Origin of the sequence: Pseudomonas sp. MIS38, from assembly GCF_019891575.1 — a bacterium.
Lineage (GTDB): Bacteria > Pseudomonadota > Gammaproteobacteria > Pseudomonadales > Pseudomonadaceae > Aquipseudomonas > Aquipseudomonas putida_A.
Genome location: NZ_JAFLXF010000027.1, coordinates 39,245 through 56,330 on the forward strand (window position 1 = coordinate 39,245; position 17,086 = coordinate 56,330).

Sequence of the window (17,086 nt, forward strand, 5' to 3'; positions counted from 1 at the left end):
CCATGCCAGACGGGCATCAAAACAGCCGAGGGGTTAACTGGAGGCCTCGGCGTCGGCTTCGGCGAAGGCTTCACGGGCGAGCCGGAAACTGTCCACGGCTGCCGGGACGCCGCAATAAATACCGACCTGAAGCAGAATTTCGCGTATTTGCTCACGACTCAGGCCGTTACGCAAGGCGCCGCGCACATGCAGCTTGAGTTCATGCGGACGGTTGAGCGCCGAGATCATCGCCAGGTTGATCATGCTGCGCTCCTTGAGCGACAAACCCTCACGCCCCCAGACATGGCCCCAGCAGTATTCGGTGACCATTTCCTGCAGTGGGCGGGTGAAGTCGTCGGCGTTGTCGATGGAGCGCTGCACATAGGCTTCGCCCAGCACCTGGGTGCGGATCTTCAGGCCTTTTTCGTACTTTTCGTTACTCATCATTCCTCCTGTCACCCTGGTTCTCCTTGTGGGAGCGGGCTTGCTCGCGAAGGCGTCGTGTCAGTCGACATCAATGTTGAATGATCCACCGCATTCGCGAGCAAGCCCGCTCCCACATTGGGATTTGGGTGTGTTAATCAGGCCAGGGTTGGCAACGGCCCGAGCTTGCCCTTGTGATAAATCATCGGCGTCACCGGTTGCTCGGGCAGGATCAGGTTCTTCACCGCGCCGACAATGATCGCGTGATCACCACCGTCGTATTCACGCCACAACTCGCACTCAATGATCGCCGTGGCCTTGGCGAGGATCGGGTTACCGAGTTCGCTCAAATGCCACTCGATGCCGTTAGCCTTGTCCTTGCCTTTACCGGCGAAAGCGTAGGCCTCGGCGGTCTGGTCGGCGGACAGCAAATGGATTGCGAATTTCTTGCTGTCGCGCAGCACCGGGTAGGTGTCGGAGGCATAGTTGGGGCAGAACAGCACCAACGCCGGATCAATCGACAGCGCGCTGAAGGCGCTGGCGGTGATGCCGACGATGCCGCCCTCCGGGTCGAGGGTGGTGACCACCGTGACTCCGGACGGAAACGAGCTCATGACGTCTTTGTAAATGCCGGGTTCGATCATGTCGCAGGACTCCTAGCGCATCACAAACGGATCAGGCATCGGGGCCTGAGAGAGATTGATCCACACCGTTTTCAGTTCGGTGTAGGCCAGCACCGAATCGATGCCGCTTTCGCGTCCATAGCCACTGTTCTTGAAGCCGCCGATCGGCGCCATGGCCGAAACTGCGCGGTAGGTGTTGACCCAGATGATCCCCGAACGCACATCCCGCGCCAGACGATGGGCGCGACCGAGATCGCGGGTCCAGATGCCGGCGGCGAGGCCGAACTGCGAGTCGTTGGCGATCGCCAGCGCTTCGGCTTCATCTTTGAAGCGAATCACTGAAGCCACCGGGCCGAAGACTTCTTCCTGCATGATCTTCATCGAGTTGCGATCGCACTCGAACAGCGTCGGCTCGTAGAACCAGCCGTCACCGAGATCGGTCGGACGCTTGCCGCCGGTGCGCAACCGCGCGCCTTCAGCAAGGGCGTCAGCCACCAGACCTTCGACCACCGCCAATTGCTGCGCAGTAGCCATCGGGCCCATTTCGCTGTGGTCTTCCTGCGGGTTGCCGATGCGGATGCGCTGGGCGCGTTCGACCAGGCGGTTGACGAACTCGTCGTAGATTTCGTCCTGCACCAGCAAACGTGAGCCGGACACGCAGCTCTGGCCCGAGGCCGCATAGATCCCGGCAATCGCGCCATTGATCGCGCTGTCCAGATCGGCGTCGGCGAAGATGATGTTCGGCGATTTGCCGCCCAGTTCCAGCGACAGTTTGGCGAAGTTTTCGGCGCTGCTGCGCACCACGTGCCGGGCCGTGGCCGCGCCGCCGGTGAAGGCGATCTTGCGGATCAGCGGATGACGGGTGAGGGCGGCGCCGGTGCTCGGGCCGTAACCGGTGACAACGTTGACCACGCCCGGCGGAATCCCGGCTTCGAGGGCCAGACGTGCCAGCTCAAGGATGGTCGCTGAGGCGTGTTCGGAAGGCTTGATCACGATGGTGTTGCCGGCGGCGAGGGCCGGGGCCAGTTTGATCGCGGTCAGGTACAGCGGGCTGTTCCACGGAATGATCGCGGCAACCACACCCATCGCTTCGTGCACGGTGTAGGCAAACAGGTCGGGCTTATCCAGCGGCAGGGTGCCGCCTTCGAGCTTGTCGGCCAGGCCTGCGGTGTAGTGGAAGAACTCCGGCAGATAGCCGACCTGGCCACGGGTTTCGCGGATCAGTTTGCCGTTGTCGCGGCTTTCCAGCTGCGCCAGTTGTTCCTTGTTTTCCGCGATCAGGTCACCGAGACGGCGCAGCAGTTTGCCGCGTGCGGTGGCGGTGAGGCCGCGCCAAGCCGGGCTGTCGAAAGCCGTCTGCGCCGCTTGCACGGCGCGTTCGACGTCAGCTTCACCGGCGTCAGGCAGTTCGGCCCAGGCTTGCGCGCTGGCCGGGTTGAGGCTTTCGAAGGTCTTGCCGGAGAGGGCGTCGACCCATTCTCCGCCGATGCACATCTGGAAGCGTGCGAGTGTCATGCAACGATCCCCTTTATAGGGTTTTGTCGGGAGTGTGCGTAGTCGAGGAATTCCAGCAGCGTCTGGTTGACCAGGCGCGGCGACTCTACCGGCATCATATGCCGTTGCTCGGGCAGCACCGCAACCTTCGCGCCGGGGATGCGCCGGGCCAGTTGCTCGGCCATTTCCGGGGTGGAACCGGGGTCGAGTTCGCCGGTGGCGATCAGCGTCGGCGCCTGAATGCTGCCGAGGTCGTCGGCGCGGTACATGTCCTGCGTGGCGAACAATTCGTAGGTGGTCAGGTAACCCTGCGGGTCGTTGCCGGCCAGGGTCTGACGAATGGCTGCGATCTGCGCCGGGTTGGCCGCCTGATATTCACGGCTGAACCAGCGCGACAGCGCCGCTTCGGCGTTGGCATCCGGGCCGTGCTCAGCGGCCTGCGCGGTACGGGCGATAACCCCGGCGCGCTGTTCTTCACTGCGGTTGAACACGCTGTTAAGCACCACCAGGCTTTGCAGGCGCTCCGGGTAGTGCAGGGCAAACGCCCGTGCCACCAGTCCGCCCATGGAGAAACCGATCACCGCTGCCTGGGGCAGATTCAGGTGATCGAGCAGCTCCAGCAACTGATCGGCATAACCGAGCAGGCCGGTGCCGCTGGCCGGGCGCGGGCTGGCGCCGTGGCCGAGCATGTCGTAGGCGATCACCCGGTATTGGGCAGACAGGCCAACGATCTGGCCGCCCCACATTTCTTTGTTCAGGCCCACGCCGTGGATCAAGACCACGGGCTGGCCTTGGCCGGTCGCCAGGTAACTGGTGCCAGCCGGGGTGAGTTCAGCGGTGAGCCGAATCATGGAGCGCTCCTGCAATGCCTTTTTATTGTGATTACTGGGCTTTTTCGGCGGCCAGTTCTTCCAGATCGATGTAGCGGTTGCCGATGCGCGGGTGCAGGCGACCACCGTCGGCGCAACCGAGCACCACGACGATTTCGTCGGCACGCGGCGCGTCTTCGATCTGCATTTCCAGGGTGATGTAGTGCGAACGCAGCCCTTCGTCGTCCTTGTGCATCATCGGGATCTGGATCGAGGTTCCCGGGCCGCCGCGCTTGTTGGTGAAGCTCAGGTAGCTCTTGGCCTTGACCGCTTCGCGGTAGTGATTGCCGAAGCGCAGGGTGTGGATCACCGCCGAGGCGTGTTCGATCTCGCCGTCGGCGCCGACCACTGCCGCTTTGCCGTACGCCTCGATCTTCTCGGCGCCGCCGATGATGCCCACCAGACGCTCGACCATCATGGCGCCGAGGTCGGAGCAGTTGGCGCGGATCTGCGGTTTCAAATCCTCGACGAAGCCGTTGCCGACCCACGGGTTCTTCATCACCACAGCCAGCCCGACCATGGTCACTGGCTTGTCAGTGACCTTGCCGCCTTCGATGAAGGTTTCTTCGACATAGCTGACGATCTTGCGAATTTCGAAACTCATGAGCTGCTCCGTAGGGGGATTGAGAGTGTCTGTGCGTCTGATGGTATACCATAATACCGATCGTGCAAGTCCCCCACGCAAGATTTGCCGGATCCATCCGGCGAATGGCGGTGTATTCACTGCCAGCCCCAATCTCACAAACACCATTACACCCTGTGGGAGGGGGCTTGCTCCCGAAAGCGGTGGATCGGTCGACATCTCGGGTGCCTGACACAGCGCCTTCGGGAGCAAGCCCCCTCCCACGATGGAAATCACCGCTGACAGGAGGGTCATCCGGTTAACAAAAGATAACGTGGCGCCGATTGTCAGACGTTTCCAAAGCCCGATAGGATGAGCCAGCTTCCCAAGGCGCTCTGGACTGCGGGTTTCACGGCTATGCTTGTGACCTGTCAGTTACCACGAGCACCCTTGCGGCGCCCTAAGGCCCAATGGCCTAACAATAATAAATAGGGGAAGGTCTATGAGTCGTTGCCGCCCGCCGGCGTTTCGCAACACCGCGTTGCTGGCCACAGCCCTCACACTGCTGGGCTGTGCTGCCTTGTCGGCACCCGTGCTGGCCGCCGAAGCGCCCGCCGACGGGGTGTATTCCACCGAATCGGCCAAAGCCGCCAAAAGCCTGATGCTCGATGTCGTCCACGCCGGCACCCGCTTGGTGGCGGTGGGTGATCGCGGGCACATTCTCTATTCCGATGACCAGGGCAAGACCTGGACCCAGGCCAAGGTGCCGACCCGGCAACTGCTGACGGCGGTGTATTTCGTCGACGACAAGCACGGCTGGGCGGTCGGTCACGACGCGCAGATTCTCGCCAGCGAAGACGGCGGCCTGACCTGGAGCAAACAGTTCGAAGACCTCAAGCGCGAAGCACCGCTGCTCGACGTCTGGTTCCAGGACGTTAATCACGGTGTTGCGGTCGGTGCTTACGGTGCATTGCTGGAAACCACCGACGGCGGCAAGAACTGGCAAGACGTCAGCGACCGTCTCGACAACCAGGACCAGTTCCACCTCAACGCCATCGCCGCCGTCAAGGACGCCGGGCTGTTCATCGTCGGCGAGCAGGGCAGCATGTTCCGCTCCCCGGACTGGGGCCAGACCTGGGAGAAAATCCAGGGGCCGTATCAAGGCTCGTTGTTCGGCGTGATCGGCACCGCGCAGGCGCAGACTCTGTTGGCCTACGGCCTGCGCGGCAACCTCTACCGCTCCAGCGATTTCGGCAGCACCTGGCAGCAGGTCGAACTCAAGGCCGCGCGCGGTGCGCTGGAGTTCGGTCTGTCCGGCGCGACCCTGCTCGCGGATGGCTCGATTGTGATCGTCGGCAACGGCGGCTCGGTGATCAGCAGCAGCGACAACGGCGAAACCTTCAGCGTGTTCAACCGCCCGGACCGCATCTCGCTGTCCTCGGTGACGGCGGCCGGTGACGGCAATCTGATTCTGACCGGGCAGGGCGGCGTGCACACCACGCAGCCCAACGGCGCCGAGATCAATAATAAGAAGGCGGGGCTATGACTTCCTTGATCACTCCTCAGCAGGACAAAGCGACGCTCCTCGAACGTCTGATTTTCAACAACCGCCCGGCCGTGATCCTGATCTGTCTGGTGGTCAGCATCTTCCTGTTCTGGCAGGCCACGCTGATCCGGCCGTCCACCAGTTTCGAAAAAATGATCCCGCTCAAGCATCCGTTCATCGAAAAGATGATGGAGCACCGCAACGATCTGGCGAACCTGGGCAACACCGTACGGATTTCGGTGGAAGCCAAAGACGGCGACATCTTCTCCAAGGAGTACATGGAGACCCTGCGGCAGATCAACGACGAGGTGTTCTACATCTCCGGCGTCGACCGCTCCGGCCTCAAGTCGCTGTGGAGTCCGAGCGTACGCTGGACCGAAGTGACCGAGGAAGGTTTTGCCGGCGGTGAAGTGATTCCGCAGAGCTACGACGGCTCGCCGGACAGCCTCGACATGCTGCGCAACAACGTCCTAAAGTCGGGGCAGGTCGGGCGTTTGGTGTCCAATGACTTCAAGTCGAGCATCGTCGACATCCCGCTGCTGGAGTCCTACCCGGACCCGCAGGATCAGGGCAAGCTGCTGGCGCTGGACTACCGCCAGTTCTCCCATGAACTCGAAGACAAGATCCGCAACAAGTTCGAAGCGCAGAACCCCAACGTCAAGATCCACATCGTCGGTTTCGCCAAGAAGGTCGGTGACCTGATCGACGGGCTGGTGATGGTGGTGATGTTCTTCGGCATCGCTTTCGTCATCACCTTGATCCTGCTGCTGTGGTTCACCAACTGCCTGCGCAGTACCGTGGCGGTGTTGAGCACCACACTGGTGGCGGTGGTCTGGCAGCTCGGGCTGATGCACTTCTTCGGTTTCGGACTCGATCCGTATTCGATGCTGGTGCCGTTCCTGATCTTCGCCATCGGCATTTCCCACGGTGTGCAGAAGATCAACGGGATCGCCCTGCAATCCAGCGAAGCCGATAACGCCCTGACGGCGGCGCGGCGCACGTTCCGGCAATTGTTCCTGCCGGGGATGATCGCGATTCTTGCCGACGCCGTGGGCTTCATCACGCTGCTGATCATCGACATCGGGGTGATCCGCGAACTGGCGATTGGCGCCTCCATCGGCGTGGCGGTGATCGTGTTCACCAACCTGATCCTGCTGCCGGTGGCGATTTCCTATGTCGGCATCAGCAAGCGCGCCATCGCCAAGAGCAAGAAGGACGCGAATCGCGAACATCCGTTCTGGCGCTTCCTGTCGAACTTCGCCAGCCCGAAAGTCGCACCGATCTCCATCGCTTTGGCGCTGATCGCTTTCGGCGGCGGCCTCTGGTACAGCCAGAACCTGAAAATCGGCGACCTCGATCAGGGTGCGCCGGAGCTGCGCCCGGACTCGCGCTACAACAAGGACAACAATTTCATCATCAACAACTATTCCACCAGTTCCGATGTGCTGGTGGTGATGGTCAAGACCGCCACCGAAGGCTGCTCGCGCTACGAAGCCATGGCGCCGATCGATGAGCTGATGTGGAAGATGCAGAACACCGAGGGCGTGCAGTCGGCGATCTCGCTGGTGACCGTGTCCAAGCAGATGATCAAGGGCATGAACGAGGGCAACCTGAAATGGGAAACCCTGTCGCGCAACCCGGATGTGCTGAACAACTCGATCGCCCGCGCTGACGGCCTGTACAACAACAGCTGTTCGCTGGCGCCGGTGCTGATCTTCCTCAACGACCACAAGGCCGAAACCCTCGACCGTGCGGTACACGCGGTGCAGGAATTCGCCAAGGCCAACAACAAGGACGGCCTGGAATTCATCCTCGCCGCCGGTAACGCCGGGATCGAGGCGGCCACCAACGAAGTGATCAAACAGGCCGAACTGACCATCCTGATCCTGGTGTACATCTGCGTCGCGGTGATGTGCATGATCACCTTCCGTTCATGGGCGGCGACCCTGTGCATCGTCCTGCCGCTGGTCCTGACCTCGGTGCTGGGCAACGCGCTGATGGCGTTCATGGGCATCGGCGTCAAGGTCGCGACCCTGCCGGTGGTGGCGCTGGGCGTGGGGATTGGCGTGGACTACGGGATCTACATCTACAGCCGTCTGGAAAGTTTCCTGCGCGCCGGGCTGCCGTTGCAGGAAGCCTATTACCAGACCCTGAAATCCACCGGTAAAGCGGTGCTGTTCACCGGTCTGTGCCTGGCCATCGGCGTGTGTACCTGGATCTTCTCGGCGATCAAGTTCCAGGCCGACATGGGCCTGATGCTGACCTTCATGTTGCTGTGGAACATGTTCGGTGCGCTGTGGCTGCTGCCGGCGCTGGCGAAGTTCCTGATCAAACCGGAGAAGCTGGCGGGGCAGAAGGGCAATTCGCTGTTTGCTCACTGATCCGGATGCCTGAAACGACGAAGCCGCAACCTTAGGGTTGCGGCTTTTTTATGAGTCAAGATCAAAAGCCCCTCACCCTAGCCCTCTCCCAGAGGGAGAGGGGACTGACCGAGGTGTGCGGCTTGATACATCGACCTGGAAATACCGAATCGATTATGGATTCACAGCAAATCATGAGATTTGAGATACCAGCCGATTATGGATTCAAAGCAAATCGTTCACGTCGGTGTAGGTCGTCAATATTCCCGGATCGGTCCCCTCTCCCTCGGGGAGAGGGCTAGGGTGAGGGCAAGCGGTCTCAAGGCTTACGAAAGATCCGCCCCAAGCACAACACTCAAGGCACTGCGCGCATCATCCAGCTGAACCAGCGTCGCGTGGCGGGCGCCAAGGGCATCACGGTTCTCGATCGCGGTAAGAATCGCCTTGTGCCGCGGCAGCGCCAGTTCATGCAGATTCGGCCGTTGATTCGAATGCTTCAACGCCTCGGCAATCGCCACCGAAAGCATGTTGCACAGGTTCGCCAGCAGATCGTTATGGGTCGCGTCGGCGATGCGGCTGTGGAAGTCCAGATCCGGTTGCAGCAAGGCTTCCGGCGTCGGCGCTGATTCCATGCGCTGATAGGCTTCGCCGATGGCGGCGATGTCGGCCTCTGTCGCGTGCTGGGCGGCGAGGGCGGCAGCGGCCGGTTCGATGATGCTGCGCACGCTGGTCAGCACATTGAAGAATTCATTCTGCGGACTGCTTTGCATCAGCCAGTGCAGCACGTCCGGGTCGAGCATGTGCCACTCGCGACGGGCCTTGACCACCGTACCGACGCGCGGTTTTGAATACACCAGCCCCTTGGCCACCAGCACCCGCGTGGCTTCGCGCAACACCGGCCGGCTCACCGCGTATTCCTCGCACAACAGCGCTTCGGCGGGCAGTTTGTCGTCGGGCAAAAAACGTCCGGAGACGATCTGCATGCCCAGTTCCTGGACAATGCGCGAGTGCATGCTTTTACGGTCGGAAGGTTTGCGGTAATCCATGGGGAACGGCGCGATCCTGAGCGATGGAGATGCCGCGCATCATAGCAGGCGTGCGGCGATCTTGAGGCTGATGCATAGCAAATGTAGGAGTGAGCCTGCTCGCGATGGCGGTGTGTCAGTCAGCATCGATACCAACTGGCGGACCGCTATCGCGAGCAGGCTCACTCCTACAGTAGATCTGCGGTGTCAGTGAGAATGACGCGGGACTTCCGCCCCTCGGCAACCCACCAGGAAGTCGAAGTCACAGCCCTGATCCGCCTGCAGCACATGGTCGATGTACAGCTGACGATAGCCGCCGACCAGTAGCTGCTGCGGTGGTTGCAGATCCGCCATGCGCGCCGCCAGTTCGGCATCCGGAATGTCCAGATGCAAACGCCCGCTGGCGCAATCCAGCTCGATCCAGTCGCCTTCCTGCACCACCGCCAACGGCCCGCCGGCCGCCGCTTCCGGGGCGACGTGCAACACCACCGTGCCGTACGCGGTGCCGCTCATTCGCGCATCAGAAATGCGCACCATATCGGTCACACCCTGAGCCAGCAGCTTGGCCGGCAAGCCCATGTTGCCCACCTCGGCCATGCCCGGATAACCCTTCGGCCCGCAATTCTTCATCACCAGAATCGAATCTTTATCGACATCCAGTTCCGGATCATTGATCCGCGCCTTGTACATGTCGAAGTTTTCAAACACCACCGCACGGCCACGATGCTGCATCAGCTCAGGCGTAGCGGCGGACGGCTTGAGCACCGCACCCAGCGGCGCCAGATTACCGCGCAGCACGCAGATGCCGCCGTCAGCGCGGATCGGATTGTCGAGGGTGCGGATCACTTCGTCCTCCCCATAGATCGGCGCATCCTTGGTGTTCTCGCCCAGCGATTTACCGTTGACGGTCAGTGCATCGGGATTGGGGATCAGATTGGCCTCGCCGAGACGGCGCAGTACCGCTGGCAAACCACCGGCGTAGTAAAACTCTTCCATCAGAAAGCGCCCGGACGGTTGCAGGTCGACAATGGTCGGCATGCCGCGCCCGATGCGCGTCCAGTCATCCAGATCCAGCTCGACACCGATGCGCCCGGCGATGGCTTTCAAGTGGATCACCGCGTTGGTCGAACCGCCAATAGCCGCGTTGACCCGAATGGCGTTTTCAAAGGCTTCCTTGGTCAGGATCTTCGACAGGCGCAAGTCTTCGCGCACCATCTCCACCGCACGCATGCCGGACATGTGCGCCAACACGTAACGCCGCGCATCGACTGCCGGAATCGCCGCGTTGTGCGGCAGGGACGTGCCCAGTGCTTCGGCCATGCAAGCCATGGTCGACGCGGTGCCCATAGTGTTACAGGTGCCCGCCGAGCGTGACATGCCGCCCTCGGCCGCGAGGAAGTCGTCAATGGTGATAGTGCCGGCCTTGACCTGTTCGCTGAGCTGCCAGACCACGGTGCCGGAGCCGATGTCCTTGCCCTTGTGCTTGCCGTTGAGCATCGGCCCGCCGGTGACGACGATCGCCGGCACGTCGCAACTGGCCGCGCCCATCAGCAGCGCCGGGGTGGTTTTGTCGCAGCCGGTCAGCAGCACCACGCCGTCAATCGGGTTGCCGCGAATCGCTTCTTCGACGTCCATGCTCGCCAGGTTGCGGGTGAGCATGGCGGTCGGGCGCAGGTTCGACTCGCCATTGGAGAACACCGGGAATTCCACCGGAAAGCCACCAGCCTCGATCACCCCGCGTTTGACGTGCTCCGCGATCTGGCGGAAATGCGCGTTGCACGGGGTCAGTTCCGACCAGGTGTTGCAGATGCCGATGATCGGCTTGCCATGAAACTGGTGGTCGGCGATGCCCTGATTCTTCATCCAGCTGCGGTACATGAAGCCGTTCTTGTCGGCAGTGCCAAACCATTGGGCCGAGCGCAGGGTGGGTTTCTTCTCAGACATGATCGATTCTCTTATTGTAAGACTATTGTTTGCGAGTCACGGCTAAACATAAGCGCAAAATCGCCGCTTTGGAAGTGTTGTTGGGTAATTAGTATTACTATATAGTCGTTTTCGACGGAGGGATTGGCCCTGGCGGTTTTCCGCGAGAGGCGTCCCCCGAGGTTCCATAAAAACAACAATCGGAGACCGATCCCATGAGCCAGGAACTGCGGCTTGTTCGCCGCATCACGCTGAAACTGATTCCCTTCCTGATCCTGCTGTACCTGATCGCCTATGTGGATCGCTCCGCCGTCGGCTTCGCCAAACTGCACATGGGCGCCGACATCGGCATCGGTGATGCGGCCTACGGTCTCGGTGCCGGGCTGTTTTTCATCGGCTACTTTCTTCTCGAAATCCCCAGCAACCTGATGCTTGAGCGCTTCGGTGCGCGGCGCTGGTTCGCGCGGATCATGATCACCTGGGGCGCAATCACCATCGGCATGGCGTTCGTCCAGGGCCCGCACAGTTTCTACGTGATGCGCTTTCTGCTCGGCGCGGCGGAGGCGGGGTTCTTCCCCGGCGTTCTGTACTACATCACCCAATGGTTTCCGGTGCGCCATCGCGGCAAGATCCTCGGCCTGTTCATCCTCTCGCAACCCATCGCGATGATGATCACCGGCCCGGTATCCGGCGGCTTGCTGGGCATGGACGGCATCCTCGGTCTGCACGGCTGGCAGTGGCTGTTCATCGTCATCGGCACCCCGGCGATCCTCCTGACCTGGCCGGTATTGCGCTGGCTGCCCGACGGCCCGCAGAACGTGAAGTGGATGGATCAGGCCGAGAAAGACTGGCTGACCGGCGAACTGAAAAAAGATCTTCAGGAATACGGCCAGACCCGTCACGGCAACCCGCTGCATGCGCTCAAAGACAAACGCGTGTTGCTGCTGGCACTGTTTTACCTGCCGGTGACCCTGAGCATTTATGGCCTCGGCCTGTGGCTGCCGACGCTGATCAAACAGTTCGGCGGCAGCGATCTGGTGACCGGTTTTGTCTCGGCGGTGCCGTACATCTTTGGCATCGTCGGTCTGCTGATCGTGCCGCGCAGTTCCGACCGCATGAATGATCGCTACGGCCACCTCGCGGTGCTCTATGTGCTGGGCGCGCTGGGCCTGTTCTTCAGCGCGTGGCTGACCCTGCCGGTGGCGCAACTGGCGGCGCTGTGCCTGGTGGCGTTCGCGCTGTTTTCCTGCACGGCAGTGTTCTGGACCTTGCCCGGGCGGTTCTTTGCCGGTGCGAGTGCGGCGGCGGGGATCGCGCTGATCAACTCGGTGGGCAACCTCGGTGGCTACATCGGGCCGTTCGTGATCGGGGCGTTGAAGGAATACACCGGGAATCTGGCTTCGGGGCTGTATTTCCTCAGCGGGGTGATGGTGTTCGGTTTGATTCTTACCGGAATCGTCTACCGCGTGCTTGAGCGCAAACACGTGCTGCCGGTCGAGCAGTTCGCCGCCAGTGCGCGCGGTGCTACCCGAACCTGAATCTGCAGAACAACATGGAACCCATGTGGGAGCGGGCTTGCTCGCGAATGCGGTGGGTCAGCCACCATCATTCGTTGAATGACACACCGCATTCGCGAGCAAGCCCGCTCCCACAATGGATCGGCGCCGAACTCAAGACTGGTTTACAGGAGAGGACATATGCATCTGGTTCAATTCGAATTGATTAACGGCGAGCGCCGCGTCGGCGTGGTCGACAACGGGCTGATCCGCGAAGTGCAGGACGCCCGCAGCGTACGCGATCTCGCGTTGGCCGCGATCGAAGCCGGCGGCACTCTGGAGCAGCAAGTACAAACCCACGGCCTGGGCATCAGTCATGACTATGCGCAGTTGCTCAAAGACCGGCGCATCCTGCCACCGCTGGATCACCCGGACCCGGCGCACCTGCTGGTCAGCGGCACCGGCCTGACGCACCTGGGCAGCGCCTCGGCGCGGGACAAGATGCACCAGCAGGCCGGCGACGAAGCGCAAATGACCGACACCATGCGCATCTTCAAATGGGGCGTGGAGGGCGGTAAACCAGCGGCGGGGCAAGCGGGCGTGCAGCCGGAATGGTTCTACAAGGGCGACGGCAGCATCGTCGTGCGTCCGGGCGAAGCGTTCCCGTTGCCGCCGTTTGCCGAAGACGCCGGGGAAGAGCCGGAAATGGCCGGGCTCTACGTCATTGGTCACGACGGCAAACCGTATCGCCTCGGTTTCGCAGTGGGCAACGAATTCTCCGACCACGTCATGGAACGCAAGAACTACCTGTACCTGGCCCACTCGAAACTGCGCAGTTGCAGCTACGGCCCGGAACTGCGCACCGGTGAATTGCCGCAGCATCTGGCCGGCACCAGTCGCATCCTGCGTAACGGCGAAGTGCTGTGGCAAAACGAATTTCTCAGCGGCGAGGCCAACATGTGCCACAGCCTCGCCAACCTCGAATACCACCACTTCAAATACCGCCAGTTCCTGCGTCCTGGCGACGTGCACATCCACTTTTTCGGCACCGCGACCCTGTCGTTCGCCGATGGCATCCGCACCCAACCGGGCGACCGGTTTGAAATCAGCCAGGCCGAATTCGGCGCACCGCTGGTCAACGGCATCGCTCCGGCAGCAGCGGCTTTTCAACCGGACAGCATCGGCACCCTTTAAGGAGCTCCCATGACTCAGATTCTTGGCCACAACTACATCGGCGGACAGCGCAGCGCAGCGGGCAACGTCAAACTGCAAAGCGTCGACGCGACCAACGGCGAACACCTGCCGTACGATTTCATTCAAGCGACTGAAGCCGAAGTCGATGCCGCCGCCAAAGCCGCCGCCGCAGCGTACCCCGCTTATCGCAGCCTCAGCGGCGAACGCCGTGCGCAATTTCTCGACGCGATTGCCGATGAACTGGATGCCTTGGGTGATGAGTTCGTCGCGCTGGTCTGCCGCGAAACCGCGCTGCCGGCGGGGCGGATTCAGGGCGAGCGCGGGCGCACCAGCGGCCAGATGCGCCTGTTCGCCAAAGTCCTGCGGCGCGGAGATTTCTACGGCGCGCGAATCGATTTGCCATTGCCGGATCGCCAGCCATTGCCGCGCCCGGATCTGCGCCAGTACCGCATCGGCCTCGGCCCGGTGGCCGTGTTCGGTGCGAGCAACTTTCCGTTGGCGTTTTCCACTGCGGGCGGTGATACCGCTGCCGCGCTGGCCGCCGGTTGCCCGGTGGTGTTCAAGGCCCACAGCGGCCACATGGCAACCGCTGAACTTGTTGCCGACGCACTGATTCGCGCCGCCGAAAAAACCGCGATGCCGGCAGGCGTGTTCAACATGATCTACGGCGGTGGCGTTGGCGAATGGCTGGTCAAGCATCCGGCGATCCAGGCAGTCGGTTTCACCGGTTCGCTCAAGGGCGGTCGGGCACTGTGCGACATGGCAGCGGCGCGGCCGCAACCGATTCCGGTGTTCGCCGAAATGTCGAGCATCAACCCGGTGATCGTTCTGCCTCAAGCCTTGGCTGAGCGCTCGGAAACCATTGCCCGCGACCTGACCGCTTCGGTGGTGCAGGGCTGCGGCCAGTTCTGCACCAATCCGGGTTTGGTCATTGGTATTCGCTCGCCGCAGTTCAGCGCCTTCGTCCAGCAAGTTGCCGGGCTGATTGGCGATCAACCGGCGCAGACCATGCTCAACGCCGGCACCCTCGGCAGCTATGGCAAAGGCTTGCAGAAGCTCTTGGCGCATTCCGCGATCGAGCACTTGGCGGGCCAGCCGCAGCAGGGTAATCAGGCGCAGCCGCAATTGTTCAAGGCCGATGTCAGCCTGTTGATCAACGGCGATGAAGTGCTGCAGGAAGAAGTGTTCGGCCCGACCACGGTGATCGTCGAAGTAGCGGACAAGGCCGAGCTGAGCGCGGCGTTGCAGGGCCTCCACGGCCAACTGACCGCGACGATGATCGGCGAACAAGCCGACTTCGAACGCTTCCCGGAACTGACGCCGCTGCTCGAACAGAAAGTCGGACGGATCCTGCTCAATGGTTATCCAACGGGTGTGGAGGTGTGTGATTCGATGGTGCATGGCGGGCCGTATCCGGCGACATCCGATGCGCGCGGAACGTCGGTGGGGACGCTGGCGATCGATCGCTTCCTGCGCCCGGTGTGCTTCCAGAACTACCCCGACAGCTTGCTGCCGGAACCGCTGAAGAATGGCAATCCGTTGCGCATCCAGCGGCTGGTGGATGGCAAGCCCTCGCGCGACGCGTTGTAAATCGCGCCGCACACCCCCTGTGGGAGCGGGCTTGCTCGCGAAGGCATTCTTTCAGTCAGTGATTGATTGCCTGACACACCGCTTTCGCGAGCAAGCCCGCTCCCACAGGGATCTCCAGCGACAATGAGCTATCATTGGCCCTTTCCCCCCTAAGAAAGACTGTTTGCCATGACTGCCCAAACCCTTCTCAACGCCCTCGAACACTGCGGCATGGTCGAAATCGATGGCTTGCATGCCTTCGAATTCGCCCTCGACGAAGACGACAACCTGCACATCGAATGCATCGATGGCCGCACGGCCAAGCATTGGGAGTTCACCCCGGCGCAGGTTACGGCGGCGACGTTTGATGAAGACCTGCAGAGCTGGCTGATCATTGGCTACGCCAGCGACACCAAGACCACCGGCGAGCACCGTTTGGTCTGCGTCGGCGACGTAGTCAGCAGCAGCGACGACGAGGAAGATGATCAATGAACATGCGTAAATTCTGGCCACTGCTGATGGCCGGCAGCGTCGGTGCGATGGGCCTATCCAGTGCCAGCGCCGAGACCTATCAATTGCTGGTGGGCTCCTACACCGCCGGCACCAGCCAGGGCATCTATCGAATGAATTTCGATAGCACCACCGGACAGATCGCTGCCAAGCCGCTGCAAGTGGTGAAGAGCGAAAACCCGTCGTGGCTGACCCTGTCCAAAGACCAGCATCGGCTGTTCGTGGTCAACGAAAACGGCCCCGGCCAGAAAGACCCGGTGGGCCGCGTCAGCAGCTACTCGATCGATCCGAAGACCCACACTCTGACCCTGATCAATCAAGTGCAGAGCCTGGGCAACGAGCCGACCCATTCGAGCCTCAGCGGCGATGCCAGCCATCTGTTCGTCAGCAACTATTCGGTGGTGGAAGATCCGGGCGGCACCCTCGCGGTGTTGCCGGTCGGCGCCGATGGCAAGCTCAAACCGGTGGTGCAGATGAGCGCGCACCCGGCGAGCCGGGTCAACCCCGAGCGTCAGGCCTCGAACCACGTGCACTCGACCGTTTCCTCACCGGATGGCCGCTACGTGTTCTCCAACGACCTCGGGGCGGACAAGGTCTTCATCTACAAATTTGACCCGAAGGCCAACCCGGACCTGCCGTTGACCCCGGCGAAAACCGCTTCGGTGAGCCTGCCGGCCGGCAGCGGCCCGCGTCATCTGCTGTTCAGTGCCGACGGCAAGCATGCCTGGCTGACCATGGAAATGAGCGCGCAGGTCGCGGTGTTCGACTACCACGACGGCGTGCTGACCCAGACGCAAATGGTCGATCTGGCCGCCGGTCAGCCGACCTCGGACAAAGCCGCCGCCGCGCTGCATGCGTCGGCCGATGGCAAGTTCCTCTACGTCAGCAATCGTGGCACCGCCAATCAGTTGCTGGTGTTCAGCATTGATCCGGCCACCGGTCAGCTCAAAGAGCTGCAAAAACGCTCGGTGGAGGGTGATCACCCGCGCGAATTCAGCCTCGATCCGAGTGGCAAATTCCTGCTGATCGCCAACCAGAAGAGCAACGCAATTGTCGTCGTCGAGCGCGATGCCAAGACCGGTCTGCTCGGCAAAACCGTGCAAAAACTGCCGATGGACGCCCCCAGCGATCTGAAGTTTCTAGTGCGACAATAAGCCACAGGCCCCGGTTCACGGGGCCTGTCTCGTTGTATTAATCGCGCTGATATCCGGTAATGCTACAAAGCATTTCAAGCGATCAACCCTCGAGCGTTAAGTTTGCTCCACGGCCCAACCGGGCAAAGCAAGCCAACCGAACACGAGGGTTACCGCCATGAACTTCAATCTCTTCTCGATCATCGCCGCTTCCGCCATCTCCGCCACCGTTGCGTTGCCAGCCAGTGCCAACGTTGAAATAGCCGGCAAAAAATCCCACACCCAGAGCTACACCCAGAAATACCTGCAACAGAGCGCCAACTTCTACGCCGCGCTGGATCACAAAGCCCAACACTGAAATGCCCGCTTCGAACAACTCC

Annotated in this window: 15 protein-coding genes; 8 read left to right on the forward strand and 7 right to left on the reverse strand. The window is 61.6% G+C overall.

The annotated features are described in order from the left end of the window. Positions 1-33 precede the first annotated feature (33 nt). The 5 genes from J1G18_RS24695 to J1G18_RS24715 form a co-directional block, all read right to left on the reverse strand. Positions 34-423 (reverse strand): carboxymuconolactone decarboxylase family protein, encoded by a 390-nt coding sequence (locus tag J1G18_RS24695; RefSeq protein WP_027613073.1) that lies wholly within the window; start codon positions 421-423, stop codon positions 34-36. A 137-nt stretch (positions 424-560) separates the two neighbouring features. Then, a complete protein-coding gene (locus J1G18_RS24700) occupies positions 561-1,046 on the reverse strand; it encodes a flavin reductase family protein (protein WP_202368456.1) in 486 nt (161 codons plus the stop codon). A 12-nt stretch (positions 1,047-1,058) separates the two neighbouring features. Further along, complete coding sequence (locus tag J1G18_RS24705; RefSeq protein ID WP_139054814.1) at positions 1,059-2,540, reverse strand: aldehyde dehydrogenase; 1,482 nt, start codon at positions 2,538-2,540, stop codon at positions 1,059-1,061. Beyond that, positions 2,537-3,370 (reverse strand): alpha/beta fold hydrolase, encoded by an 834-nt coding sequence (locus J1G18_RS24710; protein ID WP_223008906.1) that lies wholly within the window; start codon positions 3,368-3,370, stop codon positions 2,537-2,539. The genes J1G18_RS24705 and J1G18_RS24710 overlap by 4 nt, the downstream gene beginning before the upstream one ends. A 31-nt stretch (positions 3,371-3,401) precedes the next feature. Further along, a complete protein-coding gene (locus J1G18_RS24715) occupies positions 3,402-3,992 on the reverse strand; it encodes an amino acid synthesis family protein (protein ID WP_095136389.1) in 591 nt (196 codons plus the stop codon). Between the two features lie 460 nt (positions 3,993-4,452). Between J1G18_RS24715 and J1G18_RS24720 the strand changes: the two genes are divergently transcribed. Beyond that, entirely contained in the window at positions 4,453-5,496 is a 1,044-nt protein-coding gene (locus tag J1G18_RS24720) for a WD40/YVTN/BNR-like repeat-containing protein (protein ID WP_098964277.1), read from the forward strand. After that, positions 5,493-7,877: an efflux RND transporter permease subunit gene (locus J1G18_RS24725; RefSeq protein ID WP_103369119.1), complete on the forward strand. Its 2,385-nt coding sequence runs from the start codon at positions 5,493-5,495 to the stop codon at positions 7,875-7,877. Before J1G18_RS24720 ends, J1G18_RS24725 begins: the two co-directional genes overlap by 4 nt. A gap of 305 nt (positions 7,878-8,182) precedes the next feature. On the opposite strand, the gene J1G18_RS24730 is transcribed toward J1G18_RS24725, so the two are convergent. After that, positions 8,183-8,902 carry a FadR/GntR family transcriptional regulator gene (locus J1G18_RS24730; RefSeq protein ID WP_134786600.1) on the reverse strand — a complete coding sequence of 240 codons (720 nt, stop codon included), beginning with the start codon at positions 8,900-8,902 and terminating at the stop codon, positions 8,183-8,185. 186 nt (positions 8,903-9,088) lie between these two features. Beyond that, on the reverse strand, positions 9,089-10,825 hold the full coding sequence (locus J1G18_RS24735) for an IlvD/Edd family dehydratase (protein ID WP_115984925.1): 1,737 nt from the start codon (positions 10,823-10,825) through the stop codon (positions 9,089-9,091). Positions 10,826-11,019: 194 nt separating this feature from the next. Between J1G18_RS24735 and J1G18_RS24740 the strand changes: the two genes are divergently transcribed. From J1G18_RS24740 to J1G18_RS24765, 6 genes are all read left to right on the forward strand, one after another. Next, entirely contained in the window at positions 11,020-12,342 is a 1,323-nt protein-coding gene (locus J1G18_RS24740; RefSeq protein WP_007968618.1) for an MFS transporter, read from the forward strand. Positions 12,343-12,501: 159 nt separating this feature from the next. Beyond that, positions 12,502-13,494: an AraD1 family protein gene (gene araD1, locus J1G18_RS24745; RefSeq protein WP_098964274.1), complete on the forward strand. Its 993-nt coding sequence runs from the start codon at positions 12,502-12,504 to the stop codon at positions 13,492-13,494. A 9-nt stretch (positions 13,495-13,503) separates the two neighbouring features. Then, positions 13,504-15,084 carry an aldehyde dehydrogenase (NADP(+)) gene (locus tag J1G18_RS24750; RefSeq protein ID WP_223008908.1) on the forward strand — a complete coding sequence of 527 codons (1,581 nt, stop codon included), beginning with the start codon at positions 13,504-13,506 and terminating at the stop codon, positions 15,082-15,084. A gap of 168 nt (positions 15,085-15,252) precedes the next feature. Further along, positions 15,253-15,555, forward strand: a complete 303-nt coding sequence (locus J1G18_RS24755; RefSeq protein ID WP_098964272.1) for a DUF5629 family protein — start codon at positions 15,253-15,255, stop codon at positions 15,553-15,555. After that, positions 15,552-16,727: a lactonase family protein gene (locus J1G18_RS24760; protein WP_223008910.1), complete on the forward strand. Its 1,176-nt coding sequence runs from the start codon at positions 15,552-15,554 to the stop codon at positions 16,725-16,727. The genes J1G18_RS24755 and J1G18_RS24760 overlap by 4 nt, the downstream gene beginning before the upstream one ends. A gap of 157 nt (positions 16,728-16,884) precedes the next feature. Beyond that, entirely contained in the window at positions 16,885-17,064 is a 180-nt protein-coding gene (locus J1G18_RS24765) for a hypothetical protein (RefSeq protein WP_047598402.1), read from the forward strand. The last annotated feature ends 22 nt before the right edge of the window (positions 17,065-17,086 follow it).

Excerpts from the sequence above, each read along its gene's own strand:
- J1G18_RS24695 (WP_027613073.1), bottom strand. The coding sequence starts at position 423 with ATGAGTAACGAAAAGTACGAAAAAGGCCTGAAGATCCGCACCCAGGTG.
- J1G18_RS24700 (WP_202368456.1), bottom strand. The coding sequence starts at position 1,046 with ATGATCGAACCCGGCATTTACAAAGACGTCATGAGCTCGTTTCCGTCC.
- J1G18_RS24705 (WP_139054814.1), bottom strand. The coding sequence starts at position 2,540 with ATGACACTCGCACGCTTCCAGATGTGCATCGGCGGAGAATGGGTCGAC.
- J1G18_RS24710 (WP_223008906.1), bottom strand. The coding sequence starts at position 3,370 with ATGATTCGGCTCACCGCTGAACTCACCCCGGCTGGCACCAGTTACCTG.
- J1G18_RS24715 (WP_095136389.1), bottom strand. The coding sequence starts at position 3,992 with ATGAGTTTCGAAATTCGCAAGATCGTCAGCTATGTCGAAGAAACCTTC.
- J1G18_RS24720 (WP_098964277.1), top strand. The coding sequence starts at position 4,453 with ATGAGTCGTTGCCGCCCGCCGGCGTTTCGCAACACCGCGTTGCTGGCC.
- J1G18_RS24725 (WP_103369119.1), top strand. The coding sequence starts at position 5,493 with ATGACTTCCTTGATCACTCCTCAGCAGGACAAAGCGACGCTCCTCGAA.
- J1G18_RS24730 (WP_134786600.1), bottom strand. The coding sequence starts at position 8,902 with ATGGATTACCGCAAACCTTCCGACCGTAAAAGCATGCACTCGCGCATT.
- J1G18_RS24735 (WP_115984925.1), bottom strand. The coding sequence starts at position 10,825 with ATGTCTGAGAAGAAACCCACCCTGCGCTCGGCCCAATGGTTTGGCACT.
- J1G18_RS24740 (WP_007968618.1), top strand. The coding sequence starts at position 11,020 with ATGAGCCAGGAACTGCGGCTTGTTCGCCGCATCACGCTGAAACTGATT.
- araD1 (WP_098964274.1), top strand. The coding sequence starts at position 12,502 with ATGCATCTGGTTCAATTCGAATTGATTAACGGCGAGCGCCGCGTCGGC.
- J1G18_RS24750 (WP_223008908.1), top strand. The coding sequence starts at position 13,504 with ATGACTCAGATTCTTGGCCACAACTACATCGGCGGACAGCGCAGCGCA.
- J1G18_RS24755 (WP_098964272.1), top strand. The coding sequence starts at position 15,253 with ATGACTGCCCAAACCCTTCTCAACGCCCTCGAACACTGCGGCATGGTC.
- J1G18_RS24760 (WP_223008910.1), top strand. The coding sequence starts at position 15,552 with ATGAACATGCGTAAATTCTGGCCACTGCTGATGGCCGGCAGCGTCGGT.
- J1G18_RS24765 (WP_047598402.1), top strand. The coding sequence starts at position 16,885 with ATGAACTTCAATCTCTTCTCGATCATCGCCGCTTCCGCCATCTCCGCC.